Origin of the sequence: Glutamicibacter sp. JC586, from assembly GCF_009805585.1 — a bacterium.
GTDB lineage: Bacteria > Actinomycetota > Actinomycetes > Actinomycetales > Micrococcaceae > Glutamicibacter.
Map to the genome: position 1 here is coordinate 535,855 of NZ_VHIN01000010.1, position 26,812 is coordinate 562,666.

At 55.1% G+C, this 26,812-nt stretch carries 23 protein-coding genes and 1 pseudogene; 15 read left to right on the forward strand and 9 right to left on the reverse strand.

Annotated elements, in window-relative coordinates:
- Positions 1–38: 38 nt before the first annotated feature.
- Together FJV47_RS10455 and FJV47_RS10460 are read right to left on the reverse strand one after the other, a co-directional pair.
- Entirely contained in the window at positions 39–914 is an 876-nt protein-coding gene (locus FJV47_RS10455; protein ID WP_159612664.1) for a Gfo/Idh/MocA family protein, read from the reverse strand.
- Positions 915–1,032: 118 nt separating this feature from the next.
- Positions 1,033–2,502: an APC family permease gene (locus tag FJV47_RS10460; protein ID WP_159612666.1), complete on the reverse strand. Its 1,470-nt coding sequence runs from the start codon at positions 2,500–2,502 to the stop codon at positions 1,033–1,035.
- Positions 2,503–2,758: 256 nt separating this feature from the next.
- Here FJV47_RS10460 and FJV47_RS10465 point away from each other — a divergent pair, with 256 nt between their 5' ends.
- The 6 genes from FJV47_RS10465 to FJV47_RS10490 all read left to right on the forward strand — a co-directional run bounded on the left by FJV47_RS10465 (position 2,759) and on the right by FJV47_RS10490 (position 9,682).
- Positions 2,759–4,048: an FAD-dependent oxidoreductase gene (locus FJV47_RS10465; RefSeq protein ID WP_159612668.1), complete on the forward strand. Its 1,290-nt coding sequence runs from the start codon at positions 2,759–2,761 to the stop codon at positions 4,046–4,048.
- 57 nt (positions 4,049–4,105) lie between these two features.
- Positions 4,106–5,764: a cytochrome P450 gene (locus FJV47_RS10470; RefSeq protein ID WP_159612670.1), complete on the forward strand. Its 1,659-nt coding sequence runs from the start codon at positions 4,106–4,108 to the stop codon at positions 5,762–5,764.
- Positions 5,765–6,033: 269 nt separating this feature from the next.
- Positions 6,034–6,843: a transposase family protein gene (locus FJV47_RS10475; RefSeq protein WP_159612671.1), complete on the forward strand. Its 810-nt coding sequence runs from the start codon at positions 6,034–6,036 to the stop codon at positions 6,841–6,843.
- Between the two features lie 129 nt (positions 6,844–6,972).
- Positions 6,973–7,683, forward strand: coding sequence for a TetR/AcrR family transcriptional regulator (locus tag FJV47_RS10480; protein ID WP_159612673.1), 711 nt, complete (start codon positions 6,973–6,975; stop codon positions 7,681–7,683).
- A 133-nt stretch (positions 7,684–7,816) separates the two neighbouring features.
- A complete protein-coding gene (locus FJV47_RS10485; protein ID WP_255474927.1) occupies positions 7,817–8,335 on the forward strand; it encodes a VOC family protein in 519 nt (172 codons plus the stop codon).
- Between the two features lie 138 nt (positions 8,336–8,473).
- Positions 8,474–9,682: an MFS transporter gene (locus FJV47_RS10490; RefSeq protein ID WP_200831991.1), complete on the forward strand. Its 1,209-nt coding sequence runs from the start codon at positions 8,474–8,476 to the stop codon at positions 9,680–9,682.
- Positions 9,683–9,724: 42 nt separating this feature from the next.
- Here FJV47_RS10490 and FJV47_RS10495 read toward each other — a convergent pair whose 3' ends face one another.
- Positions 9,725–10,504, reverse strand: a complete 780-nt coding sequence (locus tag FJV47_RS10495; RefSeq protein ID WP_159612679.1) for a 3-hydroxybutyrate dehydrogenase — start codon at positions 10,502–10,504, stop codon at positions 9,725–9,727.
- Positions 10,505–10,761: 257 nt separating this feature from the next.
- Between FJV47_RS10495 and FJV47_RS10500 the strand changes: the two genes are divergently transcribed.
- On the forward strand, positions 10,762–11,469 hold the full coding sequence (locus FJV47_RS10500; RefSeq protein ID WP_159612681.1) for an NUDIX domain-containing protein: 708 nt from the start codon (positions 10,762–10,764) through the stop codon (positions 11,467–11,469).
- 7 nt (positions 11,470–11,476) lie between these two features.
- Here FJV47_RS10500 and FJV47_RS10505 read toward each other — a convergent pair.
- A pseudogene (locus FJV47_RS10505) lies at positions 11,477–12,573 on the reverse strand (acyl-CoA dehydrogenase family protein).
- 113 nt (positions 12,574–12,686) lie between these two features.
- Positions 12,687–13,070, reverse strand: coding sequence for a helix-turn-helix domain-containing protein (locus FJV47_RS10510; protein ID WP_159612683.1), 384 nt, complete (start codon positions 13,068–13,070; stop codon positions 12,687–12,689).
- A gap of 83 nt (positions 13,071–13,153) precedes the next feature.
- On the opposite strand from FJV47_RS10510, the gene FJV47_RS10515 reads away from it, so the two are divergent.
- The 5 genes from FJV47_RS10515 to FJV47_RS10535 all read left to right on the forward strand — a co-directional run bounded on the left by FJV47_RS10515 (position 13,154) and on the right by FJV47_RS10535 (position 18,879).
- Positions 13,154–13,762, forward strand: coding sequence for an NAD(P)-dependent oxidoreductase (locus FJV47_RS10515; protein ID WP_159612685.1), 609 nt, complete (start codon positions 13,154–13,156; stop codon positions 13,760–13,762).
- A gap of 130 nt (positions 13,763–13,892) precedes the next feature.
- The gene (locus FJV47_RS10520; protein WP_159612687.1) at positions 13,893–15,554 is read left to right on the forward strand and encodes an ABC transporter substrate-binding protein; all 1,662 of its coding nucleotides are present in this window, start codon (positions 13,893–13,895) and stop codon (positions 15,552–15,554) included.
- A gap of 6 nt (positions 15,555–15,560) precedes the next feature.
- Positions 15,561–16,493 (forward strand): ABC transporter permease, encoded by a 933-nt coding sequence (locus tag FJV47_RS10525; protein ID WP_159612689.1) that lies wholly within the window; start codon positions 15,561–15,563, stop codon positions 16,491–16,493.
- Positions 16,490–17,287, forward strand: coding sequence for an ABC transporter permease (locus FJV47_RS10530; protein ID WP_159612691.1), 798 nt, complete (start codon positions 16,490–16,492; stop codon positions 17,285–17,287). The genes FJV47_RS10525 and FJV47_RS10530 overlap by 4 nt, the downstream gene beginning before the upstream one ends.
- On the forward strand, positions 17,284–18,879 hold the full coding sequence (locus FJV47_RS10535) for an ABC transporter ATP-binding protein (protein ID WP_159612693.1): 1,596 nt from the start codon (positions 17,284–17,286) through the stop codon (positions 18,877–18,879). The genes FJV47_RS10530 and FJV47_RS10535 overlap by 4 nt, the downstream gene beginning before the upstream one ends.
- A gap of 145 nt (positions 18,880–19,024) precedes the next feature.
- Here the strand turns inward: FJV47_RS10535 and FJV47_RS10540 are convergent, their stop codons facing one another.
- Together FJV47_RS10540 and FJV47_RS10545 are read right to left on the reverse strand one after the other, a co-directional pair.
- Positions 19,025–19,306, reverse strand: coding sequence for a helix-turn-helix transcriptional regulator (locus FJV47_RS10540; RefSeq protein ID WP_159612695.1), 282 nt, complete (start codon positions 19,304–19,306; stop codon positions 19,025–19,027).
- A 581-nt stretch (positions 19,307–19,887) separates the two neighbouring features.
- Entirely contained in the window at positions 19,888–21,576 is a 1,689-nt protein-coding gene (locus tag FJV47_RS10545; protein WP_159612697.1) for a long-chain-fatty-acid--CoA ligase, read from the reverse strand.
- Positions 21,577–21,728: 152 nt separating this feature from the next.
- Here FJV47_RS10545 and FJV47_RS10550 point away from each other — a divergent pair, with 152 nt between their 5' ends.
- Positions 21,729–23,426: a nuclease-related domain-containing DEAD/DEAH box helicase gene (locus tag FJV47_RS10550; protein WP_159612699.1), complete on the forward strand. Its 1,698-nt coding sequence runs from the start codon at positions 21,729–21,731 to the stop codon at positions 23,424–23,426.
- On the opposite strand, the gene FJV47_RS10555 is transcribed toward FJV47_RS10550, so the two are convergent.
- Both FJV47_RS10555 and FJV47_RS10560 read right to left on the reverse strand, forming a co-directional pair.
- A complete protein-coding gene (locus FJV47_RS10555; RefSeq protein ID WP_159612701.1) occupies positions 23,423–24,523 on the reverse strand; it encodes an alanine racemase in 1,101 nt (366 codons plus the stop codon). The two genes, FJV47_RS10550 and FJV47_RS10555, sit on opposite strands and share 4 nt — an antisense overlap.
- Positions 24,524–24,628: 105 nt before the next feature.
- Positions 24,629–25,417 (reverse strand): IclR family transcriptional regulator, encoded by a 789-nt coding sequence (locus FJV47_RS10560; RefSeq protein ID WP_159612703.1) that lies wholly within the window; start codon positions 25,415–25,417, stop codon positions 24,629–24,631.
- Positions 25,418–25,487: 70 nt separating this feature from the next.
- On the opposite strand from FJV47_RS10560, the gene FJV47_RS10565 reads away from it, so the two are divergent.
- Entirely contained in the window at positions 25,488–25,943 is a 456-nt protein-coding gene (locus tag FJV47_RS10565; RefSeq protein ID WP_159612705.1) for a VOC family protein, read from the forward strand.
- Between the two features lie 163 nt (positions 25,944–26,106).
- Positions 26,107–26,811 (forward strand): CoA transferase subunit A, encoded by a 705-nt coding sequence (locus FJV47_RS10570; protein ID WP_159612707.1) that lies wholly within the window; start codon positions 26,107–26,109, stop codon positions 26,809–26,811.
- Position 26,812 lies beyond the last annotated feature (1 nt).

A 26,812-nucleotide genomic window follows, 5' to 3' on the forward strand; every position in this document is an offset into this window, starting at 1 on the left:
TTCGGATACCGCCTATGACGCCAGGCAATCCGATTTACTTAGTTGGCGGTCTTTGCTTGTTCAAGCAATCTCTGGATATAGAGGGCTCGATTCACGTCGATCTCATGAGATTTGCCAGACTTTACGACTTCAGCGAATTCTCGGCGAATAACGTGAGGCGTCTCAGGGTCGCCGTCTTTGCCCACGAATTCGCATTCGAGTTCGCCGTCTTCGGTATACACCTTGACTCCGGCTACGTCAGCGACGACGGGGCTAGTGAGCGACAACGCGGCCTGGCTCAAAACCCCGTTCTCATGAGTTGCCGTCAAGATGTACCAGCGCTGCGGGTCGCCCTCACCGCGAACTTGGGTAATAGGCCCAACTGCCGCGTCCAGAGTATCCAGTACGTGCGGCCCAAGATCGAGGAGGCCGCCTTTTTCAATTCGCCAAGGAGTTGCAAAAGTGCCACCTGGAAGTGCTGCCTGGTTAATGTAGCTTCCAACAGCACCAATCGGCGTCTGTTTCCGCGCATCAGCCAAGAATTCACGGATGCGCGGGCTGAACCGGTTAGTGAACATGACCTGCGTAGCTACGTTGGCTTCATTCAGAGTGCTCGCTAGTTTCTCGGCCTGCTCGAGATCCACCCCAAGCGGTTTTTCCAACAACATTGGCTTGCCGGCCGGAGCGGCCTTTGCCGCCAGCTCCGCCTGGATGAATGGCGGAACGGCGAAGACAATTGCATCTACGGACTCGACCAAGTCTTCGAAGGAGCCGGCGACTACGCCTCCGAATTCATCAACGATTTCCTGGGCTGCTTCTTGTCGACGGGCCCAGACAGCCGCAAGCTCCGCTTCCGGGCCTCCGGTGATCATCGGCGCATGAAAAATCTTTGCCCACGGGCCGGCCCCAACGAGTCCAATTTTTACTGTAGACATCTTGTCCTACTTTCTTTTGTTGTTTCTGTTCACTGCGGAGACAGTCAATGTCTTCCGCAATGCAATGAATTCAATGAACGTTTCAGCCCACTTCAGATTTCCGAGCCGGAAAGCTCCGCTAGGATCGGTCACCTTCTGCACGCCCAAGGCAGCGATACAAATTTGGATGCAGACGCTTCATCCGAATCGCAACCAGACAGCCCGCGGTGATGAAGAGGATCGGGATCAGCAGGAGCCAAAGCCGCTCTCCAGGCTCTCCGCCGACGAGAAGATCGAATCGAACAAGCGCAAACACGACGACTGCACAAAGAATGAATGCGGAGATCAGAGGCGCAGTTTTCACCCGCCACACTGATTCACCAGCTGGACGGCCAGCAATAGCGAAGTATCGGAACACTGCAAAACTCACCAAGGCCATCAGGGACAGAACCCCGGCCGTTCCCAGGCCACTACCGGTTCCGATAACCAAGTCCTCGTCGTGAATGATGAGCCCACCAAGAATGAGAAGTACACCAACCAGAACAGAGTTTGTTACCGAAGCCCTGTACGGGGACTTGTGAACCGGGTGCACAGCAGTCAAGAAGTTCGGAAGAGCATGATCTGCGCCGAGGTTCTGAAGATAACGTGCAACCACATTGTGTGTAGACAGCACCGAGGCCAGCGCTGAAGTTGCCACCAGAACCAGCGTCACGGTGGCCAAGCTGCTGCTGACGTAGGTTGCCATTGCCGAATCAAACATGGTGGTTGGGTCATCAACCGCATGCGAGACGGCGTTTGATCCGTACGCGGTAATCATTGAGTACGCAGAAATCGCATAGAACCCGCCGATAAGGAAAACGGCCAAATACGTCGCCCGAGGAATCGTCTTTCCTGGATTTCGCACTTCGTCCCGATACAGGGCAGTTGCTTCAAATCCGACGAAGTTTCCGAAAGCAAACAACAATGCCATGCCCGTACCGGCATTCAAGAACTTGGCCGGGTTCAGGGGCTCGACTGACAGCCCACTTTCACCGCCCTTGCTGAGAACGACGACGTTGAATATTGCTACCAAGATGATCTCCAAGACCATGACGGTGCCCAGCACCTTGGCGGAGAGCTCAATTTGGAAGTGGCCAAGGATGGTGATGACAATCCAACTGGCTGCAGTGCACACGTACCACGGGATAGTTGGTCCGCCCAAGGCTTCCACAGCAGAAGAAACCATTGTCCCGGTAAATGTATAGATGCCAACCGTAATCAGCATGTACGAGACTGTTGCTAGATATGCTCCGCCAAGTCCAAGCGTCTTTCCGAGCCCCAGCGAAATGTAGGCGTAGAAAGCTCCTGGGCGTTTGATGTGCTTGGTCATGGTGGTGTAGCCAACCGAAAAGATCGCAAGACCGATAGTTGCAACCACCCAGGCCAGAGGCGCCGTTTCGCCAACAAAGCCAATTGCGAAAGCAATATAGCCCGAAACGGTCACAATAGGAGCGGAAAAGGCGAGGACGCTCAGAACTAGCGACGTTGCACCTAGATTTCCTGACAATCGAGTATTTGATGACGGGAGTTGCGAAGGCAACGCCCCTACATCCTTGGATGTTTTAGTCATGGTGGGTTCCTTGGAGAGAGGGAGGGAACGAACCGCACTGGCCGGTCGTGTGATGCGCAGCACCGGTGCGATTGCCACCACACTACCTAACGACCGTAAGTTAGGGAAGAGGTTGTTTGTTTTTGTTTACAAGACGTTTACGAACTCCGAAAAATTCACCCTAGACATCCTAACGAACGTTAGGTAGCGTTGTGGTAATCAAGAATCATGGTCTACATAGATGCACGCAGTATCTGTAGTTTCATTAGGAGATCTTATGTCCATATCTACAAATTATTTGTCAGGCTTCATGCCGAACAGTGGACAACATGATGAAAAAATTTCAGCCCATGTTGCGATAGTTGGCTCCGGTCCAACCGGATGTTTCGCCGCACTCACGATGCTCAAATGTATCCCCGAAGTACGCATTACTCTCTTCGACGCCAGGCCTACACCATACGGACTTTTACGTTACGGAGTGGCGCCTGACCATCAAGGAATGAAAAACGTGACTCGGCAGTTTGAGCGGTTATTCGGATCGGATCAAGTCGAATTCGTAGGCAACGTTCGAATCGGACAAGATCTCCCTTTTGAAGTCCTCCAGGAAAACTTTGATTTTGTAGTCATAGCGACAGGGCTTCCCTCTGAACGCGCACTTCCCGTGCCGGTTCACCCTGGTGCCAAGGTTTGGGGTGCCGGCCAGTTGCTTCGCTACCTCAACGCCGATCCAGACAGTGACTTGCGCACAAAGGAAGCTGTGGAGTTAGGCGACTCTGTTCTCATCATCGGCTCAGGAAATGTCGCAATGGATGTAGCGAGATTACTCGCCAAGTCGGATGAAGGTTTTGACGGATCGGATGTCGATGACGCGGCTCGTGAAGCGTTGGCGCCTTCGAAAATCACTCGCATCACGTTGCTCTCCCGAAGCCCCTACGAACAAGTTCGTTGGGACCCGTCGATGTTCAAGGAGCTGTGTTCCGTTCCCGGTGTTGAGGTCTATCTGGATGGAAGACGCTCGACAGAAGAGACTGACACGTCGTCAGCGCCAACGCGCCCTCAACCTCTTCGCGTCGAAGTTTTCTTCAACCAGAAACTGTGCGAAATCGATCTCCAGGAAGACAATGCCTATGACAATCAAATAATTGTCAGAACGCAAAATGAAACATCTGACGCTCATCCGCCCGCCGAGTCTCCCAAAACGTCCTTTCGGGCATCGGCTGTCATTTCAGCGATTGGCTTCGAAGAGCGTCATATCGGTTTTGGCGAAGTTCCTGCCGACAATGTATTTCGCACCGGTGGGTGCGCTACCGGTCGGTTAGGAAACCTCGCCGAGAACCGAGTGCTTGCAAAACAGACTGCGCAACTGGTCGCCGCAAAGGTGGGAAAACAATCCGAACTCACGGGTTTGGCCGGCGTTGCACCATTTCTGGCTCAAACTCCGGTTTCATTTTCTGATTGGAAAGCCATTGATGAAGCTGAAGTAACTAGGGCAAGGCCCGGTCGCATCAGGCAAAAGTTCACATCATGGTCCAAAATGAGCGACGTAGTCGCACAGACGCGCAGCTAATAACTCCTTGCTCCACCGCACTAATCAACCAACACCTAATCACAAAAGGAAACACCGATGACTCAAGTCAACGTTTGGTATGGAACAGAATCCGGAAACGCAGAAATGGTGGGAGATGAGATCGCCGCGGCACTTTCCTCCACGGGCTACACGAGCAACTTAAGCGAATTGCCCGAGATCAGTGTTGCAGACGTTTCCAACGCAGAAGTCACCATTTTTGTTACCTCCACCTACGGCGAGGGCGGGCTGCCGGCAACGACAGAGCCTTTCTACGACGCGCTGTCGGCTGAACGCCCAGATCTAAGCGGGCTCAAGTTCGCCGCTTTCGGATTGGGAGATCGCACCTACGAAAACTACAACAACGCGGTAGCAACAGTATCTACGATCTTGGTCGACCTAGGAGCTGAACAAATCGGGCCAACCGGAAAGCATGACGCAGTGACCGGACTCGATCCCGCACAGGTTGCCCAAGAATGGCTCACGAACGAGATCCTGCCCATCCTCAATGACGAAGGCGAAACCGTACAAGTGGAAAAAAGCTCACACTCTTCTGACCTGTTCCCATGGAGCAACGAACACTTCCAGAAAAATCCTCATCCCTGGTACGACGCAGCTCGCGAACTGGGTCCCGTTCATCAGACTGACGACACGACATTCGTTGTTCTTGGCTACGATGAGGCGATGAAATTCGTCAAGGAACCAAGCATGAGCATCCGTGAGCCAGATTGGATTCAAGAGAATCCATGGAAGGCTTTTGGAAATACCGTTCTCTCCCTTGACCCGCCTAATCACACAAAGGCACGTCGATTGTTTTCTCGCTGGTTCACCCCGAAGCTGATCAAGCAGTGGGTCGAAGCGACAAAGACTTCTATGGAGGAAATCCTCGCTGGGTACAAGCCAGGGCAGGTAATCGACGGACACTTTGATTTGGGCGTTGTTCCGACTCACACCACTATGGCGCAAGTACTGGGATTCCCGGACGGCGAAGTAGAGCCGCTGTTCTGGGCACTGTGGAATGCAATGCTGATTCAGGCAACTGATCCTGCCCCTGGAACGCGCGAGAAATCCATCGAAAGCTTGGACTACATGTTCAACACTACCGCGAAGCTGCTCAAGGAAAAGGAAGAGAGTCCAGGCAACGGTCTGGCAGATGAGCTCCTAGCGGCAAGCAAACGGGGTGAAATCACCGAACGAGAAGTCCTGGAAAATATGGTCCTTTTCTACATGTCAGGCGCCCCGAATCCAGCATATCTAGTGGGAGCCGGACTTGAGATCTTCGCCGAACATCCAGAAGTTCTGCGAGAGTACCGGGACAATCCAGGAGCCCGCGAACAGATTGTCAACGAGATCGCTCGGCTAAATCCCGTCGAACTCCTGCTGACACGATTCCCGACCCAGGATATCGAAATTGCGGGCGTCTCCATTCCGGCTGGTTCAATGGTCAAATTCCCTATCGGGGCCGTGAATCGCGATCCGAAAATTTTTGACAACCCACACGAGTTTGATTTCACGCGGCCGATCGATGCGAGCCGAAACCTTACCTTCGGTCTTGGTACCCATAGTTGTGCAGGTCAGTTGATTGCCCGTGCTGAAATTGACATCATCTTCACAATGATCGCGGAGCGTTTTACCGAAGTCACGATTTCTCAGGAGCCAATCCGCGTCATCACGGACCGATTAGTCGCGTATGACAAGATGCCTGTCACTCTGTCGTAACAACCTGCTTTGCTTGGTGGAGAGCTCCGCAAAGCTCTCCACCAAGCAATCTCCTCGGTCACACCAACGCATACTCGTCAGCTTTTGCCTCAATAAAGGTCGAATGATTAGTTCCAACTGGACTCGGCTTTTGCGTAGGAAAGATCATTGAACTTAATTCAAAACCTCAGTTAATGACATTCATCACCTGACCACAATAAACATAGAAAAATCGGCTCGAACGGTTAATAATGGAAGCGTCTAAACAACCCAACTAACCGAACAAGCCGATGGACTACAAGTATATAACTGGATTACCCCTACCCAAATTCCTAGACCTGCAAGACAGGATCCAGCAGATCCTCGAACAACGACCCCGCAGCGCAGCGGAAGCCGGCGGCAGCCCAGCAGCCTTAAGCCGACATGACCAACTGATCCTCGTCCTAGAAACCTTGAGGTTCAACCTACGCCAAGCCTACGTCGCGACGAAATACGACATCAGCCAACCAACGGTATCCCGGATCTACCGCAAGCTCATGCCACTGATCAGCCAGGCCCTAGCTTTTGAAGCACCAGACATCCACACCGCTCTCAACAAGGGCGAATCGTTGATTGTGGACGGCACTGACGTGCCGGTTCGTAAACACAAACCAGCGATCAAGACCCACTACTCGGGGAAGAAAAAGCGGTACTACGTCAATATCCAAGTCATCACTACGCTGGATGGTAAAGCACTTCATATCAGTGAACCAGTACCAGGACCAACGCATGATCGCAAAGCATTTATCGACACCGGCGCGGAAGCACTTCTCGACGGGTCACCGTATCTGGCTGATCTGGGGTATCAGGGAACCGGTGCTTTGATCCCTCATAAGAAGGGTCATCGTCCAGGAACCGGTGAGTTGATTGAGCATGACAAAGTGTTCAACAAGCAACTATCGAAGCACCGTGCATCAGTTGAGCGTGGCAACTCTCATCTAAAGAACTGGAAGATTCTCTCCGAAATTTATCGGGGTGTGTTCCATGAACTACCGGTGGTGATCAGTATTGTTGCTCGGTTGGAATTCTTCCGTGGCAACGCGGTTGGAACCAAGTATTGAATAAACTTCATTGCGTCGAAAACTCACAATCTCGAATTGAACAGTACATTCGAGCGGCAAGAACAACAGTTTTAACAGTGGAGCAGGGCGAGCTGCGAGCAAGTCAAATTTGCAGGATAAACAGATAAGATGATGATTATGACCGCTAATGGAGCAACGACAAAAAAGAAAAAGACATCTTCAGAGCCTATGGCAACAACTTTTCGCCAGCTTGCGTTGGATGAATTCGCGAGTCAGTTCGATACTGCTCGTATAGACGACATGTCTCCTGCTAAGCGTCGCGTTGTCGAAGCATTCCTAAGGCTGTGTGTAGTACACGGGATGCAGTCCGTTAGCATGCGTACGCTGGCAAAAGAACTTGATATCAAGGCACCTACAATTTATTCGCATTTCCCGGGTGGTCGCGACGAAATCATCGCGGAATCCCTGCGATGGCACTTCCATCATTTTTGCAGCGCCCTTGTTGATGCAGTTCGCCCGGCGAAAGACGCTTCGTCCTTTCTCGACTCGATGATCCGGCTTCACTTCGTACGTCAGATTCAACTGCCCGAAAGCAATCTGTGGGATTTGATCGTTGGTATCGATCGATCAGTGCAAATCCTTCCTGTGGACCTCAGCGTGCAAGTAGCGCATTGGGTCGATCTATACGAATCGCTGTACATTGCGGTTGCTCGTGACCTCGGACTCGAAGATGTCACGGTCAAGGTGAAAATGGTCAACACACTGCTGGAGGGTTCAACCAGATGGTTCGAACCTACAAAGACAGCCAAGGGCCTGTCTCGAGGCGCTGATCAAGCCGTGGCCATCTCCCGTCAAATTCTCGGATTGACCGCTTCCTAACCTGGCTGTTCGCCGCCAGAACCAACCAATAGTTTCTTTGTCCAATTCTTAACAAAAATTCTTATATCCATTCCTACCTACCGACCGTTAGTTAGCAGAAGATGCTTTTGCATCCCTAGACATCGAGAGATAAATGATCACAGTTAAAAGAGCATTCGACCATATCGGTATGTCTGTCCCAGATCTTGAGGAAGCAGTCGACTTTTTTGTCGATGCCCTAGGGTTCGAACAAGTTATCAAGGAAGGTCCGTTTGATGATTTTGGATATGTTTGGCCCGGTGATCTGGAACCCGAGCCAGGAACACTGCGACAAGCGAACCTGGTACTGGGTGATTCATTCAATATCGAACTGCTTGAGTACACGAATCGAACTGCCGCCATTCCTGATGCAGCGCCTCGACCTGCGGATCCAGGCGGCTGGCACCTATGCCTGCATGTCGACGACATTGATAAGGCAAGCGACGAATTAGCAAGTCGTCTAGACACCACTCAAATTTCGGACATAATCCAGGAAGAACAGGATATGGAAGGACTGAGGTGGGCCTATTTCAGAACTACATGGGGGTTAGTGCCCGAACTCATTCAGTGGTCTCCTGGAATGCCCTACGAATCAACGACGCAGGCACGAATGGCATTGCCCCGCTGGGCTTGATTCCTACGAAACTGAAAACTTCTGATGCTTTCCGCTGAAGGCATCCGGTGGTTTCCGAGTCCGCTGAACCACTCCCCTACAAGTTCTCAAGCGTTATGCCACACCCGGCTTCCACAATCTTCAAAGGTTAAAATTGCAGTGGACTATTCGCATTCCCCGGCACGAGGCGAACTGATTCGACGTCGGCGCGCCGTGTTCGCGGCATTTGTCGCTTTCGGTCTGGTTCTGGGGTCGTGGGCAGCTCACCTGCCAATTTTGAAATCCAATTTGCACGCAAGTACATCCGAACTAGGGATTATCCTGCTCATACTGGGCGGTGGCGCATTTTTCGGAATGCAGGCCAGCGGATATGCCGCCAACAAATTCGGGAGCGGGAAAGTCGCAGCCATCGGCTCATTGGCGCTCTCGGCAACCATCGTTCCTCCACTTTTCAGCACGACCTGGGCATCTGCAGCGATAGCTTCTCTGGCATTGGGAGTTAGCGTGGGGATCATTGAAGTAGGAGCCAATGCCGCCGCCGTAGAAGTTGAACGCGAGTGCCAACGGCCCATCATGTCTTCTTTCCACGGCATGTTCTCCGTAGGCAGCGTATTAGGCTCAGTGATCGGAGCCGGCGCATTTGCTCTAAACATCAGTTATCGGTTCACGTTGCCTACCGTTGCCTTGCTGGTGCTCCTATTGCTTGTGGTCTCAGCAAAAACTCTGATGAGAATTCAGACAGACCCGACTCCACAAGTTGCGACCGGCGCAACCACTACCTCAAGCAAGGTTCAACGAAGCAAACGCCATACGATGCAGCTCATCGCTTACGGATGCTTGGCGTTCCTGCTGTTACTGACCGAAGGATCTGCCATGGATTGGAGCAGCCTTCACGCCCAGGAACACTTGGACGCGACATCCAGCGGTGCGGCGTTGGCCTTGGCATGTTTCGTGAGCGCAATGACAATTGGACGATTCACAATGGACCGTCTCGCGGAACGAATCGGTCCCGCGCGAATTCTCCGTTATGGCTCTGCCCTGTCGATCGCCGGGCTCATAGCCGTCATTTGCTCTCCAGCCCTTCCGCTTGCGTGCATTGGCTGGGCTGCTACGGGGCTAGGCCTCTCTAGCTGTGTCCCGCAGGTATTTACCGCAACAGGAAATCTTCCTGGCTCAAATGCCAAAGAACTAGCCCGTGTCGTCGGCGCTGGATATATTGCGGTACTCGCCGGTCCCGCGATCATCGGTTGGCTGGCCGACCAGCTTGGAATCAACAACGCCTTCATCCTGCCAATCATTGGCATGGTTATCTGCCTAGTATCCGCCAACATATTGGAACCGAAGAAAGAGCCAGTGGCGACCCACTAAGCAAGTACGCACAGTCCTGCTTCAGGGAAACGCCCGCTGAATCTACCGCGCGCTCCACCCGCCGTCCATGGTGTAGGAGGCACCGGTAACCATGCCGGCCTTATCGGAGCTGAGCCAAGCAGCCAGGGAAGCGACTTCATCAGGCTCGACGAGCCTCTTGATTGCGGACTCGGTGAGCATGATTTTCTGTACCACTTCCGACTCCGGAATCTGATGCAGCTTGGCCTGGTCTGCGATCTGCTTTTCCACCAGGGCCGTACGGACATAGCCCGGGTTGACGCAGTTGCTGGTGATCCCGTGCTCCGCGCCTTCCAGCGCAGTGACCTTGGACAACCCTTCCAGACCGTGCTTGGCCGAAACATAGGCGCTCTTGAAAGCGCTGGCGCGCAGGCCATGAATCGATGAGATGTTGATGATCCGCCCAAAGCCGCGCTCGCGCATTCCGGGAAGGGCTGCGCGGATCAGCAGGAAGGGTGCTTCCAGCATCAGTCGGTGGATCAGCCGCCAGGCTTCGGGTTCGAATTCGTGGATCGCGGCCACTTTCTGGATGCCGGCGTTGTTGATCAAGATGTCGGTATCAATGCTGAGCTGCTCCAGTGCCGCGGTATCCGAAAGATCCACTGCCCACGCTGTTCCGCCGATCTTGCTCGCCGCTATTTGGGCTGCTTCCTCGTTCAGGTCAGCGATTGTCACCTTGGCACCGGCTTGGGCCAAAGCTTCGGCGCAGGCGAAACCGATTCCCGAGGCTCCCCCGGTGACCAATGCGCGCCGGCCGTGCAATCCGCCCGTGGTGCTCGTTGGGAGTTCTGATTCTTGAGTCATGGCCGGTGTTATCCCTTCATGCGCACCATTGCGGCAGGCACCCGAACCTCGGGTGTTTACTGCAAAGTTATGGCCAGTTCCCGACACGGGTCAACGATTCACACTGTGCAGATTCCGCAGGTCAATGTGCGTTCATGCACAAGGAAGGATCCGAGGCAGCACACAGCGGTCAACCTCCGGAGGATATGCTGAAACAAGATCACCTGCCCCTGCCTCACAAGTCAGGGCCGTACATCGTTCAAAGGAATCGGCAGCCAATGACGACTTTACCGACCAACGATCCAGCGCCTGCGGTTCCAATTCGGCGCGCAGCCAGTGTCCTGATGCTGCGCGAAGGCGCTGTAGGCTTTGAGGTTTTTGTCCAGCATCGCGTAGCGACCATGGATTTTGCCGCTGGCATGGTGGTTTATCCCGGGGGCAGGGTTGATCCCAAGGACAGCGAAACGGCCGGCAGCGGCCAGCTGGATCCGATGATCATCAGGACTCACGCCGAATGCTGGGCGCGTACCTCCGTGTGGGATCAGGGCGAAGCCAGCGCCCAGCAGAAGGCCGGTGAAATCTTGGCCGCCGCCCTGCGCGAGGTGTTCGAGGAAACCGGATTGGTCCTCGACCCCGGCCAGCTCTTCCCGTGGGCCAATTGGGTGACTCCCGAAGGCTTCCCGCGCCGGTTCGATACCTACTTTTTTGTCGCGGCGCTGGCTGCGGATCAGGAACCTGTGCACCAGACCACCGAAGCCGTGCGCTCTGACTGGGCCAAGCCGCAGGAGCTCTTGGCGGCGCTTGAACGAGGTGAGCTGAAGATGATGCGCCCAACCCAGCGGACCCTGCTTGATGCCATGGAGCTGGGAACAGTGCAGGCCATTATCGCCAATGATGCGGTGATCACCGCGGTGCATCCAGACCCCCGCGATTCCCATTCCGCGCACCCGGTGCGCGCCAGCGAAATCGGCACGCCAGGTTCCTGATCCTTGCTCAGTTATCGAGCAGGCTGCGCCCGACAATCAGGGACATGATCTCGTTGGTGCCTTCCAGGATCTGGTGCGCTCTCAGATCACGGAAGATCTTCTCCGTGCCGAAGTCCGCAAGGTACCCATAGCCTCCATGCAATTGGATGGCGCTGTTGGCCACGTTGAATCCGGCATCGGTGGCGACCTTCTTGGCCATGGCGCACAGGCGGACCATATCGGGGCTTTTGGCATCCAATGCGCTGGCCGCTCGACGCAGCAGTGACCGCGCTGCTTCGAGTTCCATATCCATGTCGGCGAGCTTGAAGACCAGCGCTTCCTGCTTGGCCAGCGGGCCGCCGAAGACCTGGCGTTCTTTGAGGTACGCGGCCGATTTTTCCAGTGCCAGCTGGCCGCCGCACAGGGAGCAGGCGGCGATATTCAAGCGCCCGCCGTTCAGGGCTTTCATGGCCATGGAGAATCCTTGGCCTTCCTCGCCCAGCAGGTTTTCGGCGGGAATGCGCACGCCTTCCATGATGACCTGGCGCGTGGGCTGCGCCTTCCAGCCCATCTTCTTCTCATTGGCGCCGAAGCTCAGTCCCGGCAGATCCGCTGGAACCAGGAAGGCGCTGATGCCTCGGGCGCCGTAACCGCGGTGCGGGCCATGACGATGTAGAGTCCGGAACTTCCGGCTCCCGAGATGAACTGCTTTACACCGCTGAGCACGTATTCGTCGCCGTCATTGCGGGCGCGGGTGCTCAGGGCCGCGGCATCGGAGCCGATACCCGGTTCGGTCAGGCAGTAGGAGCCGAGCTGTTCCATGCTGATCAAGTCCGGCAGCCATTTTGCGCGCTGTTCATCGTTGCCGAAGCTATCGACCATCCACACCACCATGTTGTGGATGGAAATGTAGGCGGCCAGGGTGGGGTCTGCATTGGCCAGTTCCTCGAAGTCCAGGACCGCGTCGCTGCGGGTGAGCGCCGAGCCTCCGTGCTCCTCCGAGGCATAAATACCGCCCATGCCCAGTTGCCCGGCCTGGGCGAGGACGTCGATGGGGAAATGCTGTTCTTCATCCCATTTTTGGGCCATCGGTGCGATCTTGGTTTCCGCGAAATCATGGACCATGCCGATCAGCGATTTCTGGTCGTCGCTTATTTCAAACACCACCGGCTCCTTTGCCCGTTATTGCTCTATGTGAGCACAGTCTATGTGACTTGGGCGACAACTCAAGGACGAGGTCAGCTACGGATCAGATCATCGCGGGCATCGAACTCGTCTCGCGCTTGGAGCACCTTGGATGCGTGACTCTCGGACCACTTGCGCAGTATTTCCATCGGGTCCAAGAGGCTGTGGCCGATGTCGGTGAGCTCGTAGTCCACGCGGACCGGGACCTGCGCGTACACGGTGCGTTGCACCAGCCCGTCGCGTTCAAGGGTGCGCAGGGTGCTGGTGAGTACTTTCGGGGTGACGCTGCCGATGAGCTGGCGTAACCCGGAGAAACGTAACGGCCCGTCAGCTAGGGCCAGAAGCACCAGCGGTGTCCATTTATCCCCTAAGCGCTGCATAATTTCACGTGAAGGACAGTTTTGCACGAAGACGTTGAAAGTCTCATGGCTATCCATAAAGAAACCTAGTTTCGTTGTAGTAGTCGGTATCTAAAGGATATCATCGTGCTGTACGACCACCAATCAACAGGAGAATCACCATGAAGATCGCAGTTTACGGAGCCACCGGCATGGTTGGCACTGAAGTTGTCGCCGAAGCTCTCACCCGCGGCCACGAGGTCACCTCGGTCACCCGCTCTGGCACCGACGTCGCCGGCACCACTTCCGTCGCAGCAGAACTCAACGACATAACCACCTATCGTGACCTGGGCAAGAACAACGACGTCATCGTCATCTCCGTTCCACCATCACGCACCGGCGGCGACCACCAGGAATACTTGGACGCATTTGAGGAAATCACCGAAACTCTCACCCCAGCACGTTTGATCGTTGTCGGCGGCGCCGGCGCCACCGAGGTTAACGGTGTTCGCCTGCTCGATGCCCCAGGCTTCCCAGATGCCTACCGCGCAGAAGCAGAAACCGGAGCCGCCGTATATGACATGTTCACCTCAGTTTCCGGCATCACCTGGACCGTTGTTGCTCCAGCGCCAGAGATCGCACCTGGTCGCCGCACCGGCACCTACACCCAGGGCACCGATTCACCAGCCGGTGACTTCGTTTCCAGCCAGGACTTCGCCGTAGCAATTCTCGATGAGATCGAAACCCCTGCTCACGAAAACCGTCGCCTGACCGTAGCCAGCGAAAAGTAATCAATACCTTCGCACACCATAAGTGAGATTCGCCAGATCGGTGCCAAAGGGTGCCGATCTGACGAATTCACTGCGCAGGGCTAAAGTTGGGATGGTCATTCCACTAGCTCACCGAGGTAAGTCACTTCTCATGCAACGCAATTCGCGCTCGTCTCGCATCGTGGCCGGAGCCTTCGCTCTGCCACTGATCGGCGCACTTCTAGCCAGCTGCTCATCAACTGGCACCACCGAATCCTCCGCGCAGAGCCAGACGCCGGTCACCGGCGGCACCATGGTGTACGCTTCCGGCGATGCCGAACCAAGCTGCTTGGATCCTCATGTAGGTGGCAATTACCCCCAGGCCCTAGTAGCAAGCCAGTTCCTAGAATCGTTGTTCACCAAGGATTCCGAAGGAAAGATCATCCCTTGGCTGGCAGAAAAAACCGAAGTCTCCAAGGACGGATTGACCCGCACCATCACCTTGCGTGACGGCATCAAGTTCACCGACGGCACCAAACTAACCGCTGAGGCAATCAAGAAAAACATTGAACACCTCAAGGATCCCAACACTGCTTCCTCGACCGGTTACCTCGCCGTGGGCAAGGTCGTCAAGGTTGAAGCCACGGACGAGTTGACCGCAACACTGAAGCTGTCCACCCCAGATAACGCTCTACTGGAATCATTGTCGATGCCTTGGACGGCTATCGAGTCCCCTAAGGCCCTTGAACGTGATCAAGCCACCAACTGCACCGCGCCGGTAGGAACCGGCCCGTTTAAGGTCAAAAGCTGGGAACACCAGAAGGCCGTGAATCTTGTGCGCAATGATGACTACGTCGCGCCAGTGGCCGATGAGAATCGCTCCAGCACCACCTCTTACCTCGATGGCATCACCTGGCGTTTCATCCCAGAAGCAGCCACCCGTTACGCGGCTTTGCAGTCCGGCGAAGTTGATGTCATCGACAACGCTCAGCCAGACACCATCGCTTCGGCAACCGATACGGGTCTAGGCCATCTGGATGCTCCGCGACCCGGTTCCACCAACCGTATTGAGCTAAACAGCTCCAATGCACCGTTTGATGATCAGAAAGTGCGCGAAGCCTTTATCCGCGCAGTGGACGTGAACACTGGGGTAAATTCCTTGTTCTTCGGCACCGCCAAGCGCAGCTATTCCCTGCTCTCCTCGGTAGAACCGTTGGGCTACTCCGATGAGGCGCTATTTGGCACCGATACTGCCAAGGCCAACGCACTACTAGATGAAGCTGGCTGGAGCGAACGCGATGCTCAGGGCTACCGCACCAAGAACGGCAAGCGTCTTTCCTTGCGCTTTCCGGTCTCCACCAACCAGTCGGTACCTGCCGAACAGTCCCTCTTTGAACAGTTCCAGGCACAGGCCAAGGCCGTGGGCTTTGAAGTGAAGATCGATCTGCTGGATCTGTCCAGCTGGTACGGCGCACTGGCCAAGCATGAGTACAACCTGGTTTCGGCCCCGTACACCAAGGTCGGACCTTCGGTATTGCGCGTGCTGTACCACTCCGACTCCACCGTTCCGGCCCCATCGGGCTACTTTGCCAATAATGCTCAGGTAAAGAATAAGAAGCTCGATCAGCTACTGGTTCAGGCCGAAGAGACCGAAGACGATGCGCAGCGCGCTTCGCTCTACGAGCAGGCACAGAAGATCGTACTTGAGGGTTACTACGTGCTTCCGCTGTACGACCAGCAGAACCACTTCCTCTATGGCAAGAACGTACATGGCATCGGCGCCACCACCGCAGTGTCCTCCCCTATCTACTTTGATACCTTCTTGGATCAGTAGCATCTGATGAACACGATTGCTTGGGTCGGGCGCAAGGTCGGCGGGGCGTTGGTGGTGTTGTGGCTGGTGGCTTCGGCCATCTTCATAGCCATCCGGCTGATCCCCGGCGACCCGGCCGAAGCAATTATGGGTGGTCCAGGGTCGCAGGCCTCGGCTCAAGCCTTGGCCGCCGCCCGTGCCGAGTATGCGCTGGATCAACCCATTATCACCCAATACTTCTTGTATCTGGGCAAGCTGCTCACCTTTGATTTTGGTACCAGTTATTCACTGAAGCAGCCGGTCACCCAGGTCATGGGTGAAGTGCTACCCAATACTTTGTGGCTTTCGCTGATGGCTCTTCTCATCGCTTGGCTCTTGGCCTTGTGCTTCTCTGCTTTGGCTATGCGCGCTGGTCGCATAGGTACATTTGTGGGCAACCTGCTGGAGATTATCGCCGCAGCAGTTCCCCATTTCTGGCTGGGCGCGGTGCTGATCATGCTCTTCTCCTCCGCGTTAGGCTGGCTGCCCGCGGTGGATAACGGCACCGGTCGTGGCCTGGTCTTGCCGATTTTGACTCTGGCTTTACCGCTAGCTGGTTTCCTGACCCAACTGATGCGTGATTCACTCACCGAAGCGATGAGCAGCCAGTTCGCCCTGGCTGCTCGGGCTCGCGGGGAGAGCCGGCTCAAACTTTTCTGGCGTCACGGATTACGTCATGCGGCTCTGCCGGCACTGAGTCTGACCGGTTGGGCGTTTTCTTCTTTACTCTCGGGAGCAGTGGTAGTCGAGGCGATTTTTGCCCGCCCCGGACTGGGCCGTTCACTGCTCTCCGCGGTCCTCGCAAGAGATATTCCGATGGTTACCGGTATCGCATTGTTCTCCGCGCTGGTCTACATCGTGGTGATGGCCATTTCCGAAGGCATTGAACGAATGATTAATCCAGCCGGTGATCCGCGATGAGCCGCACCACAAAAATCTGTTCAATAGTGGTCATTGGCATCTGGCTGCTCATGGCATTGGCACCCTCTCTCCTAGCTCCCGGTGACCCACTGGCCATCAACCCGACCGAAGCTTTTGCTAAACCAGGCTTCGCTCATTTTTTCGGTACCGATGAATCAGGCCGAGATATCTACACCCGCGTCATCCACGGTGCTGGTGACTCACTGGCCATTGGTCTGGCCGCTACCGCACTGGGGATGGGGCTGGCCATCGTCTTGGGAACCATTGCTGCTCTTTCCCCACGCTGGCTAGATGAGATCATCCTGCGAGTACTCGAGGCGCTCTACGCTATCCCTTCTCTACTGATGGCGCTACTGATCATTGCGTTTACCGGCCCCGGAGTAGGCCCGGCCATCGTTGCGGTGGGATTGTCTACCGCACCCGGATATGCGCGATTGGTGCGCAGCCAAATCCGCACGCTGAAGAATTCAGAGATGCTTGAAGCATCCACCGTCTTGGGGCGCAGCACCTGGCTGAAGGTACGTAATCATCTGATTCCCAACGCGCTGAAGCCACTGCTCGCGCTGGTAACTTTAGGCATCGGACAAGCAGTCATCTGGGCGGCTGCGCTGTCCTTCCTGGGTCTTGGCACTCCCCCACCAGCACCGGAATGGGGTGCCATGCTGTCGGCCGGACGCACCTACCTTCACCTTGCCTGGTGGATGAGCCTGTTCCCTGGACTAGCCATCGTTGCCGTGGCCGTCTGCGCTACCTTGATCGGCCGCGCCCTAGGCGGAAAGGTGAAGTCACTATGAATGAACAGACACTAATCACCGTCAAGGATCTGTCGGTGAGCTTCGGGGCAACCCCAGCAGTGAAAAACATTTCCTTCAGCATCAAAGCCGGGAAAGTACTCGCCTTGGTGGGCGAATCCGGGTCCGGGAAATCGGTGACGGCACGAAGCCTTCTAGGACTATCTGGCGGAAGCGTCACCGCGAGTGAACTGAGCGTCTGTGGGCAGGATGCACGAGCTCTTTCGGACCGCTCTTGGCAAAAGATCCGGGGCAATTCTGTCTCGATGATTCTGCAAGATGCGCTGATGGCCTTGGACCCGCTACGCCCGGTGGGCCGTGAGATCGGTGACGGTCTGAAAGAGCACACGAACTTGAGCGCAAAACAACGCAAGCAACGCGTTCTGGAAGTGCTCGAATCGGTGCGAATGCCAGAACCTGAACTTCGTGCCAGACAGCGTTCCACCGAGCTTTCCGGTGGCATGCGTCAGCGTGCGCTCATTGCCCAAGCCTTGGCCGGGAACCCTCAAGTGGTGATCGCTGATGAAGCAACCACCGCACTGGATTCACAACTGACGGCGCTGGTACTGTCACAACTGCGGGCGCTGAAAGATCAAGGCCGGGGTGTGCTGATGATCAGCCATGACCTTGCCCAAGTAGCCCATCTGGCTGACGAAATTGCAGTGATGCGCCAAGGCGAAATTGTCGAGTCAGGTTCGGCCGAACAAGTTCTGAATGACCCACAACACGAATACACTCGCAAGCTGCTGCACGCCGTTCCTTCCGGGGTACCACGTTATGCCTCGCTGTCTTCCAGCGGTGAAACTCAGCCGTCTTCTGCGGTAGGGGTACCGGCATCTGGGCCGCTAGCTTTGGCCGTTGCAGACCTATCCAAGAGCTTCGGCAAACAGTCGGCCGTAGATTCGGTGAGCTTCAAGCTACCTCAGGGCAAGACGCTGGGCATCGTGGGCGAATCCGGCTCTGGGAAAACCACCACCGCACGCATGGTTCTCGGCCTGCAGAAACCTGATAGCGGAACTGTTGAATTACTCGGCGAGCGCTTCGCCCCGGGCTCCGAAAGTCAGCGCCGCAAGCTCCGCGAACACATGGGCGCCATCTATCAGAACCCATTAGGTTCCTTTGACCCTCGCTACTCCGTGGGACAGTTGCTCGCTGATGCGCTCAGCCGTGGAAAATCCAAGCGCGCCAGCGAATACCGAGGGCAGATGGAGCAGCTGTTGGAACAAGTTGAATTATCGACCAACTTGTTGGGCCGTAATCCGCGAGAACTTTCCGGTGGCCAACGCCAGCGTCTGGCCATCGCTCGAGCGTTAGCTCCGCAGCCCTCGGTGCTGGTTCTCGATGAGCCAGTTTCAGCGTTGGATGTATCGATTCAGGCCACCGTGCTGGACCTACTGGATCGCATTCAGCTTGAAACCGGGACCAGCTATCTGTTCATTAGCCATGATCTCTCCGTCATTGAGCACATGAGCGACAACGTCGCTGTCATGCATAACGGTCGAATCATCGAGCAGGGCGACACCACAGAGATCTTCGGCGCCCCACAGCAGGAATACACCAAAACGTTGCTCTCGGCAATGCCTCGATTGCGCTAGAGCTTCACTTTACGTACACATGATCGGTGCGGACCCGACAGCTCCGGAAGATCCAGCCACCCGTAAAGCAGACGCCAGACCCGTGCTCCATTCTGGAGTAATGGCGAGTTTATCCAGCCCTAGTTGTACCTTGCTGGTTTTCGTTTCAGCCGTCAGTTGACACCCGTGATTCGATTCGAGCACCAACTGCATTGGCGTATTTCCTAATGCTTTCTAGTCGTGGGTTCGAATCGTACTGCTCCATTTTTGATACACGCTGACGTGTCACTCCAAGCACTGCAGCAACGTCACCCTGGGTCATCCCACGTCCAATGCGGACATCAACGAGGTCGGAGATCATCCGCCGATGAGATTGCGACAGACTCTTCGAACGTGCTCGCACGGCTTCCGGGGCCGACAAATGTGGCCATTCGGTATTGCTTGACATGCTTCAAACGATAGACCCTCGCATTGAAGTGAGCAACTTATAAGTTGCTCACTTACCTAATCCGGTAGCAAGAGATTGCAAACAATATTTGCTCGTCTTGGTCCTCTCGGGAAAGCTTTCGCGTGGCGTTACCATCGTGCATTGTCCGCTTAATGTGCTTGTGCAATTTGACTAGAACAGTGCGGTGATTGAGTGGCTCACCGTGATAGAAGCGGAGTTTTCGTTTGAGAACTTGTAATCTCAGCTCATACAGATCAGGATCCAACCTCACTGGCTTTATTGGAGTCCTGGAGTCACCAACATCCATTATTTTCCCGCAGCCGCGTCTTCGAACAGCCCGTCGATTTCTCCGAGATAGTGATTTCGTGCGAAAAAATCGAGGCCATTCAGCCAGTCGTCCAGTTCTTTTACACGTTGGTTCTTGAGGTCAAACCCAAAAACCCATTTGTACGGCGCATTTTCAGGATGGCTGCATCGAGAGTCAGCTCCGCTTGAGGCAATCTACCCGAGCCTGAGCGCCACAAAGAAGTCTGCTTAAACTAATAACCGGCGCCCACGGGCGCCGGTTATTTTTCTGATCACTAGATCTTGTCGACCAGCTCATCCTTAACTTGCTTGCGAAGGATCTTGCCAAGCAAAGAACGTGGCAATTCATCTACCGCCACCACACGCTTGGGCACCTTGTAGGCGGCCAAAAGTTCACGGCAATGCGCCCGCAAGCCGTCTTCGTTAAGTTCAACGCAGGGTTCTAGCTGGACCGCAGCAACGACCATCTCGCCGCCGCGTGCCAGAGGCTTGCCGAATACCGCCGCGTCCACCACGTCGGCATGCTGACGCAGGGCTACTTCTACCTCGGTGGGTGAGACATTAAAACCGCCGGTGATGATCAGTTCCTTGGCCCGGTCAACCACCTGTGTGAAGCCAGCTTCATCGACGGTGACCACATCACCGGAGCGCAACCAGCCATCGGCAGTTTTAGCTTTGGCGGTTTCTTCCGGGTTATTCCAGTAGCCCTGGAACACCTGCGGTCCCTTGATCAGCAGCTCGCCGGCTTCACCCTGAGTCACTTCCTTAGACGGATCATCCACGTCGACAACCTTCATCAACGTTGAAGGGAAAGGAACCCCAATAGTTCCGGTGCGACGAGTTGGATGGAAGGGATTGCCTAAGGCCACCGGCGAAGACTCGGTCATGCCGTAGCCCTCAACCAATAGTCCGCCAGAGATAGACTCCCAGAGTTCCACCACATGATCGGGTAGGTTCATGGCCCCGGAAATGCAGTATTTGGCACTCTTGAGCGACATGCCACGTTCCTTGGCAGCTAGTGCAGTGCGCTCATAAATCGGCGGTACCGCGCAGTACACGGTAGCTGGAGACTTCTTCCAAGCGTCAAGAATCACGTCCGCTTCGAACTTCGGGAACAGAACCAGCAGGCCCTGCTTCTTTACACCAAAGGTGAGATACAGGGTCATGCCAAAGGCATGGAACATTGGCAGGATCGCGTAGAGGATCTCTTCGCGCTCCTTGGCACCGAGCATCCATGCTTCACCCTGCAAAGCGTTGGAATACAGATTAAAGTGCGTGAGCATGGCGCCTTTGGGATGGCCGGTAGTCCCCGAGGTGTACTGAATGACCGCCAGATCATTCACTCCTGGATGCGGGTGATCTGCGGCCAAGGTTCCACCAGAAAGCAGATCCTTCCAGCTGGTGGTTCCCGAAGTCTTCGCGGTCAGCGAAGCCTTGGTCTCGCGCAGCTTCTTCACCGGCAAGTTCAGCGCCAGCTTCTTTAGCGGTGGGAACGCATCAAGCAGATTCACCGAGACAACCGCGTCAATCTGCACGTCCTTGGGGAACTGTTGCACGGTGCCCACCACCTTGTCCCACACGATCGCAACCCGAGCCTGGTGGTCTTCAAACTGGTGGCGTAGTTCGCGGGCGGTGTACAGCGGATTGTGTTCAACGACGACTGCGCCCAAACGCAGTACCGCGTAAAAGGCAATGACATGCTGCGGGCAGTTTGGCAGGATCAGCGCTACTCGGTCCCCGGCACGAACTCCGAGTTGACGCAGACCTTCGGCGGCTTGCTCAACCTGTTCGCCGAGCTGGATGTAGCTGGTGCGACGACCGAAAAACTCGGTGGCCGGACTTTGCCCAGCTTCAGCCACTGAGCGTTCAAACATGCGGCTCAATGGCTCGGTCGGCAGTTCAATCTCGGCAGGAACGCCGGGCTGGTAATTAGCTACCCAAGCGGGTGCAGCGCTTTTCTCCATACCTTCTATCATGCCCTACGCAGCGGTAACCATGCGATCTTTGCGGGCACAACCGACTTGCTTGGACTCCTTGAACCAGAATTGTCTGATGCACAAACTAGACTGCGTTTTAGGTAGAGAAGCACCCGCGCCCACCGCCCCGAAAGGCACCCATGGCACGTTGTTATCCGAAGGATCCAGAATTTACCGAGAAGACCGCTGCAGAGCAAAAGGTCTTCGATGCCCTGTCGCAGGCCTTGCCCGACGATGCTCTACTTTTTCATTCGGTTCAATTGCGCAACCAACGTGCCGAACACGAGATCGACCTTTTGGTGTTGTGGCCACACGTTGGCATCGCTGTCATCGAGGTCAAGGGCGGTCGTCTTACCGTAGAAGACGGCACTTGGTACCAATCCGATACCAAAGGAAAACACCGGATCCAAAGCCCGATGGCCCAAGTGCAAAGCGCCGCGCATGCCCTGAAAAGTGTGCTCTTTCCGCTCATGGGTACCCAAATCACCAGTCGGCTAGCTGATGTGGTGTGCTTTCCCTACACTGATTGGCCCAATCATTACAGCTCGGTCGGTGTTCCACGAGAGTTGATCATTGATCGCTCCCAAATGGATAACATTGTTCCTCTGCTTCGCCGTGCCATCGAAGAACAAGGCGGAGGATTAGCTGGCCTGAGCCCAGAATTTGCTAAACGCATGGTCAAGCATCTAACCGGGGACACTGGGCCATTGGGGGAAGCCGAGGAATTACGGAGCCTCACCGAAGTATCTAGCAATGAAGACGTGCAAGATACGCTCACCGCTAGGCAGGCAGTTCTGCTTTCTTCGACACGCTCGCTGCAACGAGTACGCTTTATCGGCGGCGCAGGCAGTGGGAAGACGTGGATGGCGCTAGAGAAAACACGTCAGCTCGCCAAGGAAGGTCTGCGAGTTGGACTTTTCTGCTACAACAAAGGCCTGGGCCACTACCTGAAATCGCAGGTGGACTTGTGGCGGCAAAACAAACCAGCGCATACCGGTGAATTCCACGAATATGCCAGATCGCTCGGCGTTCCTGATGGAAGCGGTCAAGAGTACTTTGATATCACGATGCCTCAACTACTGAGCGCCGTTGGCCCGTCGTTGCCGCCGTCGCAGAAACTTGATGCGGTAATCGTTGACGAGGCCCAAGATTTTGCGCCAGGGTGGTGGGAGGCATTGTTGTCCTGCACTAAAGATCCGTTCAACGGTCAGGTCTATGCATTTATGGATAATCGACAGGACGTTTATCAACGGTGGAGCGGTGAAAACATCGGTGATGGCGGCCCTTTGATACCTATTCATGTTGACGACAATCTGCGCAATACTCGGAGCATCGCCCGAACCTTCAAAGAGATCATCGGCGATAATGTGAAACTACGTGGCGGCGAAGGACTGCCAGTGCGGTTCGTGCAATGTTCAACCGAAGATGCAGTCGACGTTGCCTCAGACTGTGTGGATCTGTTGATAGAAGAGGGCTGGGCCAACAATCAAATTGCCCTGTTGACCACGAACCGGCGGCACCCCATCCACCAAGACCACTATGATGACGGCACTATCGATACTGAATACTGGCCCGCATTCCATGCACGAGAAGCCGAATTCTACGGACACGTCTTGGGTTTCAAAGGACTAGAGCGTAGCGTGGTCATACTTTGTGTAAATGGCTTCAAAGATCTGGACCGAGCCACCGAGCAACTGTATGTCGGTTTCTCCCGCGCCCGCAGTCTGTTAGTGGTGGTTGGCGACCGTCAGTTGGTGAATGAAGCCAGCGGAACGAACGCACGAATCTCCTTGCAGGGTGCCACCAATTGGGCTGCAACCGAGGAAGTCATCAACTAGAAGTTCAGCCCACGTGCGGTTACGTCCCAAACTTCATTCGTTTCATCCGGGTGCACAGCGAGTACCGAATCGACCAAGTTCACCGCCTGGCACACATGGTTCGGAATTACTTGCAGTTGGGTGCCATGCGCAGGAAGTTCAAGGTCTTCCGGCCACTGCACGGTTGCGTGATGTTCAGACAAAGCAATGATCCGGGCATCGGGACACTCAACAATGCGCCCGTAGCCGGTAGCCCAACTTGGACGGTCACTTCCTAGGATCTTGCTTCCCGCGTCCAACACAATTCGGCGTGGGATATTTGCTTCTCCCTGATGTCGGCTGACTACGGTGGAGGCAACGCTCAAGGCAATTTCATCAAAGGTAATTCGACCGAGTTCATACTGCTGTGCGTCCCCAAAAACGTAAACACCGGGACGCACTTCGGTCAGCACCGAGCTGTCGCTTAGGGCTGCAGTCGGCGAGGACCCACCGCTGATTCGTTTGATTTCAAACCCGGATTCACGAAGCAAACGAGTTGCTTCGGCTAACGCCTTATATTCATCATTGACCGCCGCATCGATGCCATCAGGATCATAGCTGTGGCCGGGGAAGGTAAAGACCCCTTGGACTTTCATGCCAACTTCACGCGCTGCCTGGGCAATGGCGACAGCATCTTGGGGTGCTACGCCGCTACGATGATGACCGCTGTCAATTTCAATCATCAGTCGGATCTTCGCTGCCTTCTCCCCTAGCGTCACTGACATCTGATGGACAGCTTCGACCGAGTCCGTGCCGATACTGAGCTTGGAGCGTTTTAGCAGTTCCAGAATTCGGGTCGCTTGGGATTCATCAACCCACAGCGGGTAGGCGATAAAGATCTTGGCCACGCCCTGCAACGCGAAGCTCAATGCTTCCCCGACAGTTGCTACAGTCAGTCCGACGGCACCAGCGTCCAGCTGGCGATAGGCCACTTCGAGCATCTTGTGGGTTTTGGCGTGGGGACGTAATTTCAGACCTTGGCTGGAGACCCGGTTGGCCATCTTAGAAATGTTCTTTTCCAATTGCGCTACATCGATCATGATGTGCGGCGTGCTGATTCCAGCCGGGATTGAGACCACGTCTACCGTTCCTTTAATGCTTGTTCTATGTCGCGGTGACGGTCCTGATTTTTTGAATCCGCCGAAGACAGAGATTACATCAGGTTCCTATCAACAAGCTAAGCGCTACGTCCCTGCACCCAAGGTACGTTTGGCCAGTTTGGTCGAGAGTTCATGAGCATGGTGAAGCAGAAGTTGTCCCATTTCCTCCCTACGTTGCTTTTCAAAGCGAGTGTGGATACCGGTAATACTCAGCGCCCAAGCCGGTTGTCCAGAGCTATCAAAGACCGCAGCTCCCATCCCCCAGCTACCTTCAACAATCAGCCCCGGATTTACGGAGTAACCAGTTTTTCTGGTTTCACTCACTTTTTTGCGCAACTCTTTAGCGCTATGAGCGGGCCCATATTCTGCTTCCAGAGCGCTGTTGGCCAGATAGTGTTTCATGCTTTCTTCGGGCAGAAAAGCCAGAATGGCAAGACCCGCGGAGGCGACCCCCAGCGGGAAACGCTTCCCTTCGTAGAGGACAAAGGAGCGGATCGGGAAGGCGCCATCTTGCCGGAGCAAACAAACAGTCTCATCCGAACGCCGGGCCGAGAGAAAGGCGCTTTCTCCGGTCGCTTCTGCCAGCGCAGAAACGTGCGTGCGAGCAAGCACGCTAATGTCGTAACGCTCGGCCGCGACTGCGCCCATCAAGTACAGCTCAGGTCCTAAAAGCCATTTGCCGGTGCGATGTTCGTGATCGCAGAAGCCCTCGGTCACTAATGCCGAGAGCAACCGGTGCACGGTAGGTCTGGCTAGTCCCGTCGTTCGGGCTACATCCGTGGTCGTTATACCTTCAGGCATCGAGGTACTCACGGTGCGAAGGACTGCTGCCAGCCGACCAACAACTTGGGCACCTGCTGGTAAAGAACTCATGCCCATATTATGGACGATGTTTTGGGTGCTGCTCGGGATTATGTCGCCATCGCAGTGCATACTGTGGTGCATGAACACTTCATGGCAATTGGTCGTTGACTGCGCCGACCCACAACTTATGGTCGAATTCTGGTCCCAAGCACTGCACTACGCTCCAGAACCACCACCGGCCTCGCACCAAACTTGGCGTGCCTACTGGCAAGAGATGGGTGTCCCCGAAGAAGAGCTTCCGCCAGGAGCTGGCGATCTTGCCGAGTCACTGGTGGACCCACAAGAACGAGGTCCCCGCTGGTGGTTTCAGCAAGTCCCTGAGTCCAAGAGCATTAAGAACAGGCTGCATGTTGATCTGCTAGTTGGCGGCGGTCGCGGCGTCCCCTTCGAACAACGCAAGCAACGAGTCAGGCAAGAGGCCAAGCGTCTGGTTTCCCTCGGAGCGGTCATCCGTCATGAAATGAACTCACCCGAGATGGATCATTTCGCCGTATGCCTAGCCGATCCTGAGGGCAACGAATTCGACGTTGTTTAGACGAGTATCTTACGTCCATATTATGGACACTGGGTTTGTTTTTCATCACCATCCGATCAATAGTGAGTCAATCTCTTGATCACTATTGAATGCTCATCTGTGACTACGTAGGTTTGGAAGTAAACATAACCGCACTCCATATAGTGGACGCAGGGAGAAATCGATGACAACGAAGTTTCGAGAAGACGCAGCGGCAGAACTAGCCACTGCCGTCAAAGATGGCATGACCATCGCAGTGGGTGGCTTTGGACTCTCCGGCATTCCCAACAGGCTGATCACCGCACTACGTGATTCCAAAGCCACCAACCTGACCATCGTGTCCAACAATATGGGCGTCGATGGCAAGGGTCTAGGAATCCTTTTGGAGAATCGTCAGGTATCAAAGGTGCTTGCCTCCTATGTTGGTGAGAACAAGCTCTTCGCCAAGCAGTTCCTCGACGGAGAATTAGAAGTTGAGTTCTGCCCGCAAGGCACCTTGGCTGAACGCTTGCGCGCCGGCGGAGTGGGTATCCCGGCATTCTTTACACCCACCGGCGTTGGCACACCTATTGCCGAAGGTAAAGAAGTCATGGACTTCAACGGCAAACCAGCAATCTTGGAGCGAGGTATCTTTGCCGATATAGCTTTGGTCAAGGCTTACCAAGCAGATGCCGAAGGTAACCTGAGGTATCGAATGACCTCAAAAAACTTCAACCCACTGGCTGCCATGTCTGGCCGCCACACCTTCGCTGAGGCCGAAGAGATTCTTGATGACTATCTTGACCCGTCACAAGTGGAGACCCCAGGTATTTTTGTTCAAACTTTGGTTGCTACCGATGGCGTCAAAGACATTGAACAGCGCACCGTACGTAGTAAGCAGGAGGCCTAAG